Here is a 12,946-nt window from a genome sequence, read left to right as displayed (position 1 = left end):
CACGATCATCCTGCCCCGCCGCCGGCGGTCCAATCCGGGCAAGACAGCCAGCACCAGGGACACGGCGCTCAGGCAGGGCATACCATGCCTGTTCAGCCACAACCTGCCCGCCAGGGACAGGCCGGAGCGGTACAGGCGCCCGCCATGGATCATGCGGCGATGGGCCACCCGGCCACAGATGCAGCGCCGGCCACGTCCACCCGCGCGGGAATGGCGCAAACGGGCCAGTCCAGCGGAGGACATGGCATGCAGATGGGCCGGATGCAGGGTGGCCCGCCGCCGGCTGATGCGCGCGACCCCAGCGCCTATAACGAAGGCACACAGTTTGCGCACCTTGGCAACCACGAGATGAACGATAACGCGCCGTTCTGGAAAGTCTTGGTGGACAAGGCCGAGGCAGCCAAGGGCGATGGCGAGCGCGGGCAGAATGTCGAGCTCGAGGCGTGGTACGGCAACGACTACAACAAGGCGTGGGTCAAGTTCGAGGGGGAGCGGCGGGGCGGAACGCTGGAAGCGGCGCGTACCGAGCTGCTATGGGACCGGGCATTCGCGACCTTCTGGAGTACCCAGCTTGGCATCCGGCACGACAGCGGCGAGGGCAAGAGCCGGGACTGGCTCGCCTTCGGTGTGCAGGGCCTGGCGCCGTACTGGTTCGAGACCGAAGCCACGGCCTACTGGCGACCAGGAAGCGGACTTGCGGCGCGGCTGAACGCCAAGTACGAGGTGCTGTTCACACCGCGCCTGATCCTCGAACCCGAGATCGGCGCCAACCTGTACAGTCGCGCCGACCCCGAGCGCGGGACCGGAAGCGGGCTCTCGGACATCAATGCCGGCCTGCGCCTGCGCTATGAGATCACGCGGAAGTTCGCGCCCTATCTCGGCGTGACCTGGAGCAGGCAGTTCGGAAGGACCGCGGACATCACGCGGCAGCGGGGAGGAGACAGGAGCGAGGTGCAGGCGGTGGCCGGCGTCCGTTTCTGGTTCTGATCCCACGCGGAGCATCAGGATCGCTATTCGACGCGTCAGACAGGCGCGCGACGTCCTGGAAGAGGCGACCTGTCAATGAACTTCAAGGAGAAAGATCATGAACCAGAATCAGTTTCAATCTTGCATCCAGGCTTGCTACGACTGTGCCCAGGCCTGCGACAGCTGCGCCGCCGCCTGCCTGCAGGAGCCGGATCCGAAGATGATGGCCCGTTGCATCGAGCTGGACAATGAATGCGCGGCGATGTGCCGCCTGGCCGCACAACTCATGAGCCGGTCGAGCGAGCACGCCATGCAGGTGTGCCAGCTGTGCGCCGACATTTGCGAAGCCTGTGCGGACGAGTGTGCGCAGCACCAGGCGCAGCATTGCCAGGACTGCGCCGCGGCTTGCCGCCGCTGTGCTCAGGAGTGCCGCAGCATGGCCCAGTCTGGTTCCGGCGCCGGGACCGCAACCGGCGCCCACGCGGCATCCCACTGAGCAGGGGGGGCCGGCGTCCGTCGGCCCTTAACACCGAGCAAGTCCAATCTCAGGAGAACAGATTATGGCAAACAATATGAATACAGCAAGAGACCGATTGGAAGCGCGCCTGCAGGACGCAGGTGAGCGCGCGCTGGAGCGGGTCGCGGCGCAGCAGTCCCGGTTTGACGGCATTTCCTTCGATTTCGACGCCGGCAAAGCACCCTACGATTATGCGATCCGTGTCGGTACCGGCTCCTCCAATGCATTCCAGGGTAGCGAAGCACGCGACTACTTGTGGGGGCTGGGCGGCAATGATTCGCTGGGTGGTGGCGCGGGGCAGGACGACCTGTTCGGCGATGCCGGGGCCGACCTGCTGGTCGGCGGCGACGGCGGCGACCGCCTGGTGGGCGGGATGGGCAACGATCGGCTGTTCGGCGGCGCGGAAGCCGACGGGCTGATGGGCGGCATGGGCAACGATATCCTCGACGAGGGCGATGGGCACGGTGACCTCAACGGCGGAGCGGGCGACGACATCCTGATCGGCGGCCGTGGCGCCGACGCCTTCATGATCTCTCCCGACAGCGGCAACGACGTGATCCGGGATTTCACGGCTGGCCCAGGCATGTTCGACCACCTGGCGATCAGTGGCCTGCGTTGGGGCGACCTGTCCTTCGCCGATACGGTCGAAGGCGTCAGGATCAGCTGGAAGGGCGGCTCGGTGCTGCTCAACGGGGTGACGAAGGCCGAGCTGTCGCAGGACGACTTCATGTTCGCCGATTCTCCCGAGCTTCCGCCATCCTCGCGCCCCGCCAATGGGCCAACGCCCGAGCGAGCGACCATGAGCCAGGAAGGTCCGGCGATCGCAGGCTCGGACCGTGCGAACCCGGCGTTCGACCGTATCGCCGACGCCATGCTCCGGCGCGACACGCCGGTAGGCTTCGACTTCACTGGTGACGAACACTATACCGTCAAGGTCGGCACGGACGGCGCCGACCGGTTCGATGGCGGTGCGAGCTGGGACCAGCTGTTCGGTCGCGACGGCAACGACCGGCTGTTCGGTAACGGCGGCAACGACATCCTCCAGGGAGACGCCGGTAACGACCAGCTGGACGGCGGCGCGGGCTCGGACCGCCTTGATGGCGGCATGGGCAACGATCGGCTTGCCGGCGGCGACGAGGAAGACGAGGTGATGGGGGCGGAAGGGGACGACACGATCGACGCCGGTGCCGGCCACGACATGATCGAAGGCGGCATGGGCAACGATACCATCCGCGGCGGCACAGGCGCCGATGCGTTCATGGTGATGCCCGACAGCGGCCACGATATCGTGCTCGACTTCGAAGCCAGGGGGGCGGCGCAGGGCGCCTTCGATCACATCGCGTTCATCGACATCCTGCCGGAGCAGGTATCGGTACGGGACGTCGACGCCGGCGCGCTCATCTCATGGGATACCGATGGCGATGGTTCCGCGGACGGCTCGGTACTGCTGCAGGGAGTCTACAAGGTCGACCTGCGCCAGTCCGACTTCATGTTCAACGAAGAGCCGGCGTTTATCGCAGGGATCAGTACTGTCGGATCAGGCTACATTTTCTGATGCGGTGGCCGCCCGACCCAGTGAGGTCGGGCAGAAAGGCGGGCAGCCAACGCCCGCCTTCCCAATGTCACTTCGCCTTGCGCGAGGACCAATGCACGTGCACGATCAACCAATCGTCGCCCTTCTTCTCGAGGACGGCGGTGCCTGTGCCGAACACGTGCACCGGTTGGCCGCGCGAGGTTCCGGTCGTCTCCGTTTCTTCCCAAACGACCGCAGTGTTGCCATCGATGCGTTCGGTCTGCTTCAGTACTTTCCGGGTCGAGCTCTTGGCGAACTGCATGTCGCCGCCGAGGTGATGACTCGCATATTCGTCGCGCGAGCGTTCCACGTAGCCGGCTTCATAGATCGCAATCTCGGGAGACAGCTGCGCGAGCGCCTTCGTCTTGTCGCCGCTGACAAGCGCTTCATGGAAAGCCGCAAGGGTCTCCTTGGGCGACGCTGCAAAGCTGCTTGCATGGATACCGAACAAGCCGGTGGCCAGGATAATAACTGCCAGTGATTTCTTGAACACGTGTACTCCTTGGATATAGTTATTGTTTAGGACGCCATAGGTGGCGAAGTTGAGGTCAGGAAGGCTGCTGCGATGAGCACCGCGACAAGGACGATTGCCTCGACCTGCAGCACGCGTGCAAACAGGCCGCCGGCAGCGCGCGCCTCTTGCCCTTGCTGTTGCAGGGAGCGCAGCAAGGCAGGCATGACAACGAAGCGGTTGAACCCACCAAGCGCCGCCGCGCACAATACCAGCCCGACCTTGATGAGCAAGGTCGTTCCGTAAGGATTGCCGAACAGGTCCGCAGGGCTTTCCAGCACGCGCCAGGTGCTGATCGCACCGGTCGCGAAAATGCCGACCAGGGCGACGGTCGCGCTGCGCGAGAGGGCGTCGACATAGAGGGCGCAGTCGGCCCGGCTCCCTGATGCGGCGTCAGGCAGGACTCGCAAGGTGATCAAGCCCGCCACGATCACTTCTCCCACCCAGATACTGATCAACACCAGGTGGACCCAATCGGCTGCGACGGCCCAGGTGAAGTCGCCAGCAGCGCTGGCGTGGCTGACCATGCTGCGGCTGTAGAGCAGCACGCCGATCGCCCCGATACGGACTGCGGATGTCGCTGCGGCTGCCTGGAAGCGCGCGCCAGCGGCGGAGGCCGCCCCCGCCACGACAAGCGCGGCAGCGCCGATCATCCACGCGAGCCCGAAGTGTGTCCCGGTGATGAGTGACCGCACTGCGGGCCATGCTTCGGCAAGCGGGACTTCGGCCATCGACGCCGCCTCGATCCAGAGAATGGCGACATAGGCCAGTATCGCCGTGCCAGTTCCCGCCAGCAGGGCCGTCCGCAGGCGCGGCAGCATGGCGCGCGCCCACGGGGAGGTCCTGGTGCGCAACCAGAGCGTTGCGGCGCTGGCCCCGACCAGTACGGCCAGCGACAGGTTCAGAAAAGCGGTGACGGCGCGCTGCGCGGACGCGAAATCCGACTCCAATTACTTCACCTGGAACGAGAATTCGCCCTTGACCTTGTGTCCATCGCGGGTGACTGTGGTCCATTGCACGCGGTAGGCCCCCGCGTGCAGCCCCGGCGTGGTGGCGATCAGCGCCTTCGCGTCGGCAGGGTCGGCAGCGATCTTCGACGGCTCCACGACCGCCCCTTTCTCGTCGACCAGTTTGACCTTGCTGAAGGGCAGTTCCAGGGGCTCATTGAACTGCAGGCGCACCTCGGCCGGTGCGGTGCTCACGACGCTGTTGGCCTGGGGGGATGAGGCCAACAGTTTTGCGTGGGCGAGGGCAGCTGGAGCTGCGATCGTCGCCACGGCTGCGGCTGCGGCAAGAACGAGGTTCTTGATGTTCATTTCTTTCTCCTTAATATCCTGCGCACTGTGCGCAGGGCTAGGTGATGGGACAGGTTGTGCTTACTGCGCTTTCTGCATCTGTACGATGGTCACGGCGCCGTTCACCCGGTCGGCTGCGAACTTGACGTTGTCGCCCACCTTGACCTGGTCGAGCATACTCGCGTCCTTCACGCGCAGGACCATGGTCATCGCGCCCATGTTGAGGTTCTTGATTTCGCCGTGGCGCAAGGTGATCTTGCCGGCCTCTTTGTCGATCTTCTTCACTTCGCCATCCGTCAGCTCCGCCGATGCCGGCGCTTCGTGGCCCGCATGCGCCGCGCCATGGCCTGCGTGGGAGTCCTGCGCGAATGCGACAGAGCTTGCGGCGCTCATGACGATAGCCAGGGTCAGTTTCGAGAATGCGTTCATCGTCGTTCCTTTCGTTGGGTTGGTTCAGTTGTAGTGTTTGAAAACTTTGGTCTTGCCATTGGCCTGCACCAGCAGGACGTCGAACGGGTCCTTGCGCGGACCTTCCATGCCGGGGGAGCCGAGCGGCATCGCGGGTACTGCCAGTCCCTTTGCCTTTGGCCTTTCGGCCAGCAACCGCTTGATGTCGTCCGCCGGCACGTGCCCTTCGATCGCATAGCCTCGCACCATCGCGGTATGGCACGAGCCCAGCTCGTTGGGGATACCACCCCGTTCGCGGTAGTCCGACGGGTTGGCGACGTTCGACACCTTGGTAGCGAAGCCGTTGGCCTTCAGATGATCCACCCAGGCCGCGCAGCAGCCGCAGGATTCGCTCTTGAATACCTCGACGACCGGGGCGGCCGCCATCGCAAACACAGGTGTGCACAACGCAGCGGCGAGTGCGGTCTGACGTAATAATCGTTTCATGAGAGACTCCTTTGGTACTCTGGTTGGGTCATACTCTAGTTAGTGATGGCCCTGGTGGCCAGTCGGCTTACGAACAGTTACCTCGATGTCTGCAGGCTTCGTGGCGGGCATGGACTGGCCGCCCCCACTCTGGTTGCGTACCGCCGCTGGCGGCTCGCCTTTCCATTCGTACGCCACCGTGCCGGCGGGGTGCTTGTACCAGCCCGGATCCTTGTAGTCGCCCGGCTTCTGATCCTTGCGGACCTTGAGCACCGTGAACATGCCGCCCATCTCGACGCCACCGAACGGTCCCTGGCCGGTCATCATCGGCAGCGTGTTTTCCGGCAGCGGCATCTCCATGTCGCCCATCGAGCCGCCTTTCTCACCCATGACCATGTAGTCGGGAACGAGCTTCGTGATTTTCTCGGCCACGCCCCGATGGTCGACGCCGATCAGGTTCGGCACGTCATGTCCCATCGCGTTCATGGTGTGGTGCGACTTGTGGCAGTGGAAGGCCCAGTCCCCCGGCTCGTCCGCGATGAACTCGATGGCGCGCATCTGGCCTACGGCGATATCGGTCGTCACCTCCGGCCAGCGCGACTCCGGACGGGTCCAGCCGCCATCGGTGCCGGTGACCTCGAATTCGTGGCCATGCAGGTGGATTGGGTGATTCGTCATCGTCAGGTTGCCGGCGCGGATGCGCACGCGGTCGCCCTGGCGCACGTTCATGGTGTCGATGCCCGGGAAGGCGCGGCTGTTGAAGGTCCAGATGTTAAAGTCGAGCATCTCGTTGACGCGGGGCGTATAGCTGCCCGGCTCGATGTCATAGGCGTTCAGCAGGAAGACGAAATCGCGATCGACCTTGTGATGGGCCGGGTTCTTTGGGTGCGTGACCCAGAAGCCCATCATGCCCATCGCCATCTGCACCATCTCGTCGGCATGCGGGTGGTACATGAAGGTACCGGGGCGGCGAGCGACGAACTCGTACACGAAGGTCTTGCCCGGCTGGATCCCGGGCTGGTTCAGGCCGGTGACGCCGTCCATGCCGTTGGGCAGGCGCTGGCCATGCCAGTGGATGCTGGTGTGCTCTGGCAGCTTGTTGGTCACGAAAATGCGCACGCGGTCGCCTTCGACGACCTCGATGGTCGGCCCGGGGCTCTGTCCGTTGTAGCCCCACAGGTTGGCCTTCATGCCGGGCGCGATCTCGCGGACGACCGGTTCGGCGATCAGGTGGAACTCCTTGACGCCATTGTTCATGCGCCAGGGCAGCGACCAGCCGTTCAGGGTGACGACCGGGTTATAGGGGCGGCCGTTGGGCGGTGGCGGTGGCGGCTGCGTGGCGGCGCTGGTCATGATCGGCGCTTCCGGGAGGGTGGCCGCGCCAGCGCGGCTGACCAGTCCTGCGCCCACGAGGGCGGCTGCGCCAGTGAAGAAATCTCGACGAGAACTCATTGCTGATTCAATCCTTGTTTAATGTCCCGCGGCGGCTTCGGTGGCCGCGGTGGTGGAAGCCATGGAGATCGACGAACCGCCGGTGCCGGTGATGGCGGCCTGCAGATCCGTTTCGGCGATCCAGAAGTCACGTTGGGCGTCGATCGCCGCATTCACGCCCGCAATCTGTGCGCGCGCGTCGGCCAGCAGTTCGAACACGCTCATGAGCATGCCGTTGTAGCGAAGCAGGGACTCCTCGGAGATTTTCTTCCGCAGCGGGACCAGCTCGTCCCGATGCTGCCTGGCGACGTCATAGGTGGTGCGGTAAGCGGAGTAGGCTTCACGGACCTGGGAGCGAGCGCTAATGGCGGTGTCGGCCGTGCGGTGGACCGATTGCATGTACAGCGCTTCGGCTTTCGCGACACGTGCGCCTCCCCAATCGAAGATCGGCAGGGCTAGCTCGATCTCGTAACCGTTCTCCCGCGGCGAACCGGACTTGCTCGAGTTGACGTAGCCAGCCTCGAGCACATTGATGACGCCGGTTGCCTTCGTCAGACCCAGGGCGCGCGCGGTCGACTCGGTGCCGAGCTTTGCCAGGCGCACATCGAGGCGCTGCTGCATGGCGAGCGACTCGATACTGCCCGCCTCACGCGGGGCCTCCGGCAGGTCCGGCAGCCTGTCCGGAAGCCGGAAGGCCGTGTTCTCGCCCCACACCCCCATCAGCCGCGCCAGCTGCTCGCGCGCCGCCGTCGCGTTGTGGCGTGCGCGCGCCAGCTGGGTCGAGGCTTCGCTTGCGAATGCCTGCTCGCGAGCCTGGTCGAGGGCACTCAGGTGTCCGACCTTGGCCATGCGTTGCGCAAGCTCGGCGCTCGCGCCGGCTGCCTCGCGGACTTGTTCCGCGTAGCGCGCCGACTGCACTGCCGCGACGGCATTGAAGTAGGCCTTGCGGGTGTCTGCCGCCAACCGGACCGCTTCGGTTGCCGCGGCCAGCTTGGCGCCCTCGAAGCGACGCGACTCGATATCGCGGCGGATCGGGATGGTGACGAGCCCGACGAGGTCGAACATGACGCTGCGCTCGATCTCGGTCTCGCCGCCACCGGACATGCGGCCAAAGCTGAAACCGGGGTTGGCCATGCGGCCGGCTTGCACCAGGTCGGCCTCGGCGACACCCAGTTCGGCGAGCGAGGCACGCAGGCCACGGTTGTTGAGCAGGGCGGCACGAACCGCCCTGTCGGCGGTGAGCGGCTGTTTCAGCAGCTGATTCAGCTCGTCCTGGATGGCCGCGCCATCGGCATTTGCCTTTGGCAGGCGAATGTCCTGGCCGGTGCGCTCGGCGGTCAAGGCCGAAACAGCGTCCAGGCCGCCGTCCTTGGAAAACGTTGCGCAACCGGTCAACGCAAGGAGCATGGCGCCCGCCGCAACGGCGCGCAGTGCAGGAATAGAAAGCTTTGTTGTCATTATCTGTTCGGCTTAATGATGTTTGCTGTGATCCACAGGCGCCGGATTGGCCGGCTTCGCTGGCGTGGCGGGCGCGGACGGAGCCGGCGCCGCGTTGTGGCCGTGGTGGTTCTGCTCACCGCCGTGAGCACCATGCCCCGCGTGGCTCGGCACTCCCGCAACAGCATCGTTTGCGGCGCGCCAGGATTTATCGGGCGTCGTCTGGCCGTCCTGCGGTGCAGGCGAACGACTGGGAATGACCGATTCGTACACGGTCGGTGGCACCGCCACGGCGGGGTCTGCAGGGTCTGGCAGCGGACGGGATTGCTGGGCGTGCGCGTACATCGGCAGGACCAGCAGGACGCCAATAGCGGCGGCCAAAAGCTTGGAGGTCATGGACAATCCTCAAAATCGGTAACAGGGCGTGCACGGGCACGCACGATTGCTCAAGAGCGATGACGGCGCCGCCAAAGGGCAGCGGGTCACCTCTTGTTACGATTAAGCGGATTGGTGCCGCGGAGGGCGTCGGGGGCCGTCCTGGATGAAGCCAACGGCAAATGCCGCAGGCGCAACGACGACTGCGTCGGAGCCGTCGAAAGCCGGGACAGCGAAGTGAGTGGAGGGTGGCGCAACGGCGCCCAGGCAGAACGCGGAGCATGCACTGCAGGTGGAGTGCGGTTTCTTGCTTGGCTTGGAGTCTGTCAAATCGGCGCCGACCAGGGAGTCGTCCGATTGGCTTGCATGCTCGCCACCGTCATGAGCGTGCGCATCGGCCATGTGCTCGGGGGACTGCATGTCCAGATTAATCGAAGTCTGGCTGGACTGCTGGTGAACCGGGCCGCAGGACATACGATTGGCCGCAAGCGCGTGCAGAGGAAGCACGGCCAGCAGGAGCCAAACCAGAAATGTCTTAATTGCGCGGTTCATAGTTGCCGTGAGTATAGCACGACATTTTTGGCTGGAGCAGCCCTTAAGGCTGACCAAAGTCAGGGCGGCAGGCACGGCTAGTCGACGAGATGTACTGACAGGGTGCGTTAGCGCACAGCATGCCTCATCGGACTTCATCCCGAATCGCGAATGGACGTGCTGCGTTTTTTCGGCGTCGCACGGTGATCAATTTCGTTCGAGGAGACGAACATGAAGAAAATCCGGGCCCGTATTGCTCTCATGGCCGGTGCGCTTGCACTTGTTTCTGGTGTGTCAGTGAACGCGTTTGCGCAGTCGGGGCAGCACGCACAGCATGGCGCCGCGTCTGGCCAGGCGGGGCAGCACCAGGGCATGCCTGGTCACGAGATGATGCAGTCGATGGAGGCCATGCACCAGAAGATGTCGAGCATGCAGATGACCGGTGATCACGATCACGACTTCGCCATGATGATGCGTTCGCACCACCAGGCCGGCATCGACATGGCAAAGGCCCAGCTCAAGAATGGCAAGGATCCGCAGATGCAGGCAATGGCCAAGAAGGTGATTTCCGACCAGACTAAGGAAATCAAAAAACTCGACCAATGGCTGTCGAAACACCAGGCATCGGGCAAGTAGGGGCCGGGCCACGGCACCGGTGTAAGGGTTAGACGCCGGTGCCGCGATCGCCTCGTCAGGTCTTTTCCGCAAAGAAAGCTTGCCACTCCGTATCGGACAGCGGTACATCAAAGCAGATGCTACAGTTTTTGGCATGACTGCCGCCTTCCGAAAGATAGCCTGGTGTTTGCTGTGTCTGTTGGTCGGGTACCATGGGTACGCAACCGCGGCTGTCACATGCCACAACTTGAAGGCTGAACTGCAGGTCGTGAAGACAGATGCCCGGGCCCATAAGGATGATTGCCCGCAAATGCGCTCCGACGTGCCAGAAAGCAGCGATGGAAGCTGTTGCAAATCGAAGTCGCTCTGTTGCTCGCACTTTAACGTTCCCTACGCGCCTATCCCCTCATCCACACCGCTGGGCGCACCTTCCACTTCTTCCGAGCGGTCGCATTCCTTCCAGGCCGCCTTTTCCAATTTCATCCCCCCCGTCCTCGATCCGCCTCCGCGCTCTTGACGCATTGCATCGTGCCGTCCTCGCGTCGCCGTTCGCAAGCGATACGAGGCCGCAAGGTATTTGATCTCTCCTTCGAAGCTGCAGGTCCGTGTTTCTCTGCGCGGGCACGGTGGCGTTCGCATGAACAACTGAGCAATGAGGTAGAACATGAAAAGCAACAATGCATTGCCCAAGCCGGCTCTGCTGGCGGCTCTGCTATTGTCTGTCGTGGTCCCGGCACGTGCCGATATCACTATTTTTACCGACGAGGCAATGTTCCTGTCGGCAGTGTCGGCGTCCGGAACCGACCGTTTCGACGACCTTCCAGCCTCTGAACTGGATGCCGAGCTCTCACGTACCGCGGGTGCATACGGGTATCGGGTCAGTGCGGGACCGGGAGAAGGTGGTTTCTTTCCAGCGATGAATGAAGGCGACGTCTATCTGGCGCCGACGCTTGCCGCCGATGCCGTGCGCTTCAACGCGTTTTCACCCGGGGTGTTCGGCTTTGGCGGGAGCTTCTTCGCGACCGATGCCTATGGCGGCTATGTACCCGGACGAACGATCGAGCTCACGGCGATGGACGGATCAAGTATCGCAAGCTACACCCTGGATGGATCGGCACCCACCTCGTTCCTCGGATTCCTGTCGACCCGCCCCTTGACCGAGGTAGCGCTGCGCACCATTGGCGAGCAAGGAAATGTCTACTGGGCGACCGCAAACAATGTTGTCCTTGCTGTGCCGGAACCATCGGCATACGCGATGTTCCTAGTGGGGGCAGGCATCGCCGCCTGCGCAGTACGGCGCCGGCGAGGGCTTGCCTTCGCCTCGGCTAAATGAATCGTTCTATTGTGTCTAAAGGAGCCAACATGAACACCGCAACCAATCATTCCGACCGTTCTTCCGTTGTCCGCAACCTCCGCGCGCTGGTGCGCAATCTCGGACTGGGCCTGAGCTTGCTCGTGCCTGCCATCGGCGTGGCCCACGCCGACGGACCGGGCAGGGGAGCGACCGCACAGTTTGAAAAGAATTACCTCGTCTTTATTATCAATCACCACTATTCCGCCCTGCGGATGACCGAACTGGCTGCCGGTACGGACCTGACCCGTGACGCGCAGGTCGTAGCCCCCCAGGAGGGGACGTCACCGACGCCAGGCTTCAACGCGACCCCGGCAAAGGCGAGCGACGACGAGATCAAGTCCATGGCGCGTATGGGAAACCGTGAGCAGCGCGAGGAGATCGGCCGTGCCCAGCGATTCCTGAGGGAGTGGTACGGCATCCATTATCAGCCACAGCTCACGGCGGACGGCCGACGCATGATTGCCATGCTCGAGGCGACGCCGGCCGGGACGCAGTTCAACCAGGTCTTCCTGAGGTCCTTCAGCAACCATCACCTGGGTGCGCTTGCGCCGAGCCTGCACTGCACGGTCAAGAGCGACCTGAACCATGACGGGTTGCGGCGCTACTGCGAAAACATCGTGGTCGTCCAGAAGAACGGCATCAACGACATGCGGGAGATGCTGTGTAAGCGCTACTCGGACTGCGGCTTTGTACCGATGACAGGTGACAAGCGGAAGGACAACGAGTTCTGACCGGAGATGGGTTGAAGCGGCTGCGAAGCCGCTTCAACCTGGCAGGAATGCCGCTACCTGCGCCTTCGTTCAGCAGAAATTCCGCTTGACCTTTCCATCATTGGAAGGTTTACAGTGGAATAGTCCACTTTCCAGAGGCAATTTATGTATGAGTCCACCCGCCGCGAGGCCCACAGCTCAGACGAGCGCATGGCCGCAACGCCCAGTACAGCCTTGCACGACTTCGCGCGTACGAAGCAGGCAGAGAGTGCGCTCTCCGATTCGGACGAGACGCCAGCGACGCCACGCTGTCTGTTCTGCCGGTATCGCAGTCCAGGTGCCGGAAAGGAGTTGGCGCATGCCTAGAATTACCGTACTACCGCATCCGGAGTGCGCGCCTTCCGGCGCATCGATCGAGGTCGCTCCCGGCACCAGCATTTGCGACGCGCTGCTGGAAAATGACGTCGACATCGAGCACGCATGCGGAAAGGTTGGTGCCTGCACGACGTGTCACGTCATCGTAAAGAAGGGATTCTCGTCCCTCGCCCAAGCGAGCGAGGATGAGGAAGACATGCTTGACCGGGCTTGGGGCGTGGAGCACTTGTCCCGGTTGTCGTGCCAGGCCATCGTCGCGGAGACGGATCTTACGGTCGAGATCCCGCGGTATTCCCTGAATCACGCCAAGGAAAACGGATAGACATCACAGGTCGCGCACCGCTTGCGACAAGCGGGGCTGCGCGAGGACAATCGTTTTTTAC

Annotated in this window: 15 protein-coding genes; 7 read left to right on the top strand and 8 right to left on the bottom strand. The window is 63.5% G+C overall.

What is annotated here, in order from left to right:
- Positions 1–246: 246 nt before the first annotated feature.
- The 3 genes from LO55_RS20330 to LO55_RS20320 all read left to right on the top strand — a co-directional run bounded on the left by LO55_RS20330 (position 247) and on the right by LO55_RS20320 (position 3,038).
- Positions 247–987: a copper resistance protein B gene (locus LO55_RS20330; RefSeq protein WP_229410198.1), complete on the top strand. Its 741-nt coding sequence runs from the start codon at positions 247–249 to the stop codon at positions 985–987.
- Positions 988–1,084: 97 nt separating this feature from the next.
- Complete coding sequence (locus LO55_RS20325; protein ID WP_071362878.1) at positions 1,085–1,462, top strand: four-helix bundle copper-binding protein; 378 nt, start codon at positions 1,085–1,087, stop codon at positions 1,460–1,462.
- A 64-nt stretch (positions 1,463–1,526) separates the two neighbouring features.
- Complete coding sequence (locus LO55_RS20320) at positions 1,527–3,038, top strand: calcium-binding protein (protein WP_071362877.1); 1,512 nt, start codon at positions 1,527–1,529, stop codon at positions 3,036–3,038.
- Positions 3,039–3,105: 67 nt separating this feature from the next.
- Here the strand turns inward: LO55_RS20320 and LO55_RS20315 are convergent, their stop codons facing one another.
- The 8 genes from LO55_RS20315 to LO55_RS26480 are packed head-to-tail and all read right to left on the bottom strand — an operon-like array spanning position 3,106 to position 8,999.
- Positions 3,106–3,549: a YybH family protein gene (locus tag LO55_RS20315; protein WP_083415461.1), complete on the bottom strand. Its 444-nt coding sequence runs from the start codon at positions 3,547–3,549 to the stop codon at positions 3,106–3,108.
- A 26-nt stretch (positions 3,550–3,575) separates the two neighbouring features.
- Positions 3,576–4,517, bottom strand: a complete 942-nt coding sequence (locus LO55_RS20310) for a CopD family protein (RefSeq protein WP_071362876.1) — start codon at positions 4,515–4,517, stop codon at positions 3,576–3,578.
- The gene (gene copC, locus LO55_RS20305) at positions 4,518–4,883 is read right to left on the bottom strand and encodes a copper homeostasis periplasmic binding protein CopC (RefSeq protein WP_071362875.1); all 366 of its coding nucleotides are present in this window, start codon (positions 4,881–4,883) and stop codon (positions 4,518–4,520) included. It abuts the gene before it with no gap.
- Positions 4,884–4,943: 60 nt separating this feature from the next.
- Complete coding sequence (locus tag LO55_RS20300; protein ID WP_071362874.1) at positions 4,944–5,291, bottom strand: copper-binding protein; 348 nt, start codon at positions 5,289–5,291, stop codon at positions 4,944–4,946.
- 24 nt (positions 5,292–5,315) lie between these two features.
- Complete coding sequence (locus tag LO55_RS20295) at positions 5,316–5,756, bottom strand: DUF411 domain-containing protein (RefSeq protein ID WP_071362873.1); 441 nt, start codon at positions 5,754–5,756, stop codon at positions 5,316–5,318.
- A 39-nt stretch (positions 5,757–5,795) separates the two neighbouring features.
- Positions 5,796–7,187, bottom strand: a complete 1,392-nt coding sequence (locus tag LO55_RS20290) for a multicopper oxidase family protein (RefSeq protein WP_071362872.1) — start codon at positions 7,185–7,187, stop codon at positions 5,796–5,798.
- A gap of 18 nt (positions 7,188–7,205) precedes the next feature.
- The gene (locus LO55_RS20285; RefSeq protein WP_229410197.1) at positions 7,206–8,624 is read right to left on the bottom strand and encodes a TolC family protein; all 1,419 of its coding nucleotides are present in this window, start codon (positions 8,622–8,624) and stop codon (positions 7,206–7,208) included.
- A gap of 12 nt (positions 8,625–8,636) precedes the next feature.
- On the bottom strand, positions 8,637–8,999 hold the full coding sequence (locus LO55_RS26480; RefSeq protein ID WP_143054573.1) for a hypothetical protein: 363 nt from the start codon (positions 8,997–8,999) through the stop codon (positions 8,637–8,639).
- A gap of 741 nt (positions 9,000–9,740) precedes the next feature.
- Here LO55_RS26480 and LO55_RS20275 point away from each other — a divergent pair.
- The 4 genes from LO55_RS20275 (at position 9,741) to fdx (ending at position 12,885) form a co-directional block, all read left to right on the top strand.
- On the top strand, positions 9,741–10,145 hold the full coding sequence (locus LO55_RS20275) for a DUF305 domain-containing protein (RefSeq protein WP_229410196.1): 405 nt from the start codon (positions 9,741–9,743) through the stop codon (positions 10,143–10,145).
- 643 nt (positions 10,146–10,788) lie between these two features.
- Entirely contained in the window at positions 10,789–11,457 is a 669-nt protein-coding gene (locus LO55_RS20270) for a PEP-CTERM sorting domain-containing protein (RefSeq protein WP_071362868.1), read from the top strand.
- 29 nt (positions 11,458–11,486) lie between these two features.
- A complete protein-coding gene (locus LO55_RS20265) occupies positions 11,487–12,209 on the top strand; it encodes a DUF305 domain-containing protein (RefSeq protein ID WP_071362867.1) in 723 nt (240 codons plus the stop codon).
- Positions 12,210–12,546: 337 nt separating this feature from the next.
- A complete protein-coding gene (gene fdx, locus LO55_RS20260; RefSeq protein WP_071362866.1) occupies positions 12,547–12,885 on the top strand; it encodes an ISC system 2Fe-2S type ferredoxin in 339 nt (112 codons plus the stop codon).
- Positions 12,886–12,946 lie beyond the last annotated feature (61 nt).

The sequence above is a fragment of the Massilia timonae genome (assembly GCF_001866515.1).
In the GTDB taxonomy this organism is placed as follows: Bacteria; Pseudomonadota; Gammaproteobacteria; order Burkholderiales; family Burkholderiaceae_D; genus Telluria; species Telluria timonae.
This window is presented reverse-complemented; position numbering and strand designations above follow the sequence as displayed.

Coding starts and splice junctions, on each gene's coding strand:
- LO55_RS20330 (WP_229410198.1), top strand. CDS start 247: ATGCAGATGGGCCGGATGCAGGGTGGCCCGCCGCCGGCTGATGCGCGC.
- LO55_RS20325 (WP_071362878.1), top strand. CDS start 1,085: ATGAACCAGAATCAGTTTCAATCTTGCATCCAGGCTTGCTACGACTGT.
- LO55_RS20320 (WP_071362877.1), top strand. CDS start 1,527: ATGGCAAACAATATGAATACAGCAAGAGACCGATTGGAAGCGCGCCTG.
- copC (WP_071362875.1), bottom strand. CDS start 4,883: ATGAACATCAAGAACCTCGTTCTTGCCGCAGCCGCAGCCGTGGCGACG.
- LO55_RS20300 (WP_071362874.1), bottom strand. CDS start 5,291: ATGAACGCATTCTCGAAACTGACCCTGGCTATCGTCATGAGCGCCGCA.
- LO55_RS20295 (WP_071362873.1), bottom strand. CDS start 5,756: ATGAAACGATTATTACGTCAGACCGCACTCGCCGCTGCGTTGTGCACA.
- LO55_RS20290 (WP_071362872.1), bottom strand. CDS start 7,187: ATGAGTTCTCGTCGAGATTTCTTCACTGGCGCAGCCGCCCTCGTGGGC.
- LO55_RS20285 (WP_229410197.1), bottom strand. CDS start 8,624: ATGACAACAAAGCTTTCTATTCCTGCACTGCGCGCCGTTGCGGCGGGC.
- LO55_RS26480 (WP_143054573.1), bottom strand. CDS start 8,999: ATGACCTCCAAGCTTTTGGCCGCCGCTATTGGCGTCCTGCTGGTCCTG.
- LO55_RS20275 (WP_229410196.1), top strand. CDS start 9,741: ATGAAGAAAATCCGGGCCCGTATTGCTCTCATGGCCGGTGCGCTTGCA.
- LO55_RS20270 (WP_071362868.1), top strand. CDS start 10,789: ATGAAAAGCAACAATGCATTGCCCAAGCCGGCTCTGCTGGCGGCTCTG.
- LO55_RS20265 (WP_071362867.1), top strand. CDS start 11,487: ATGAACACCGCAACCAATCATTCCGACCGTTCTTCCGTTGTCCGCAAC.
- fdx (WP_071362866.1), top strand. CDS start 12,547: ATGCCTAGAATTACCGTACTACCGCATCCGGAGTGCGCGCCTTCCGGC.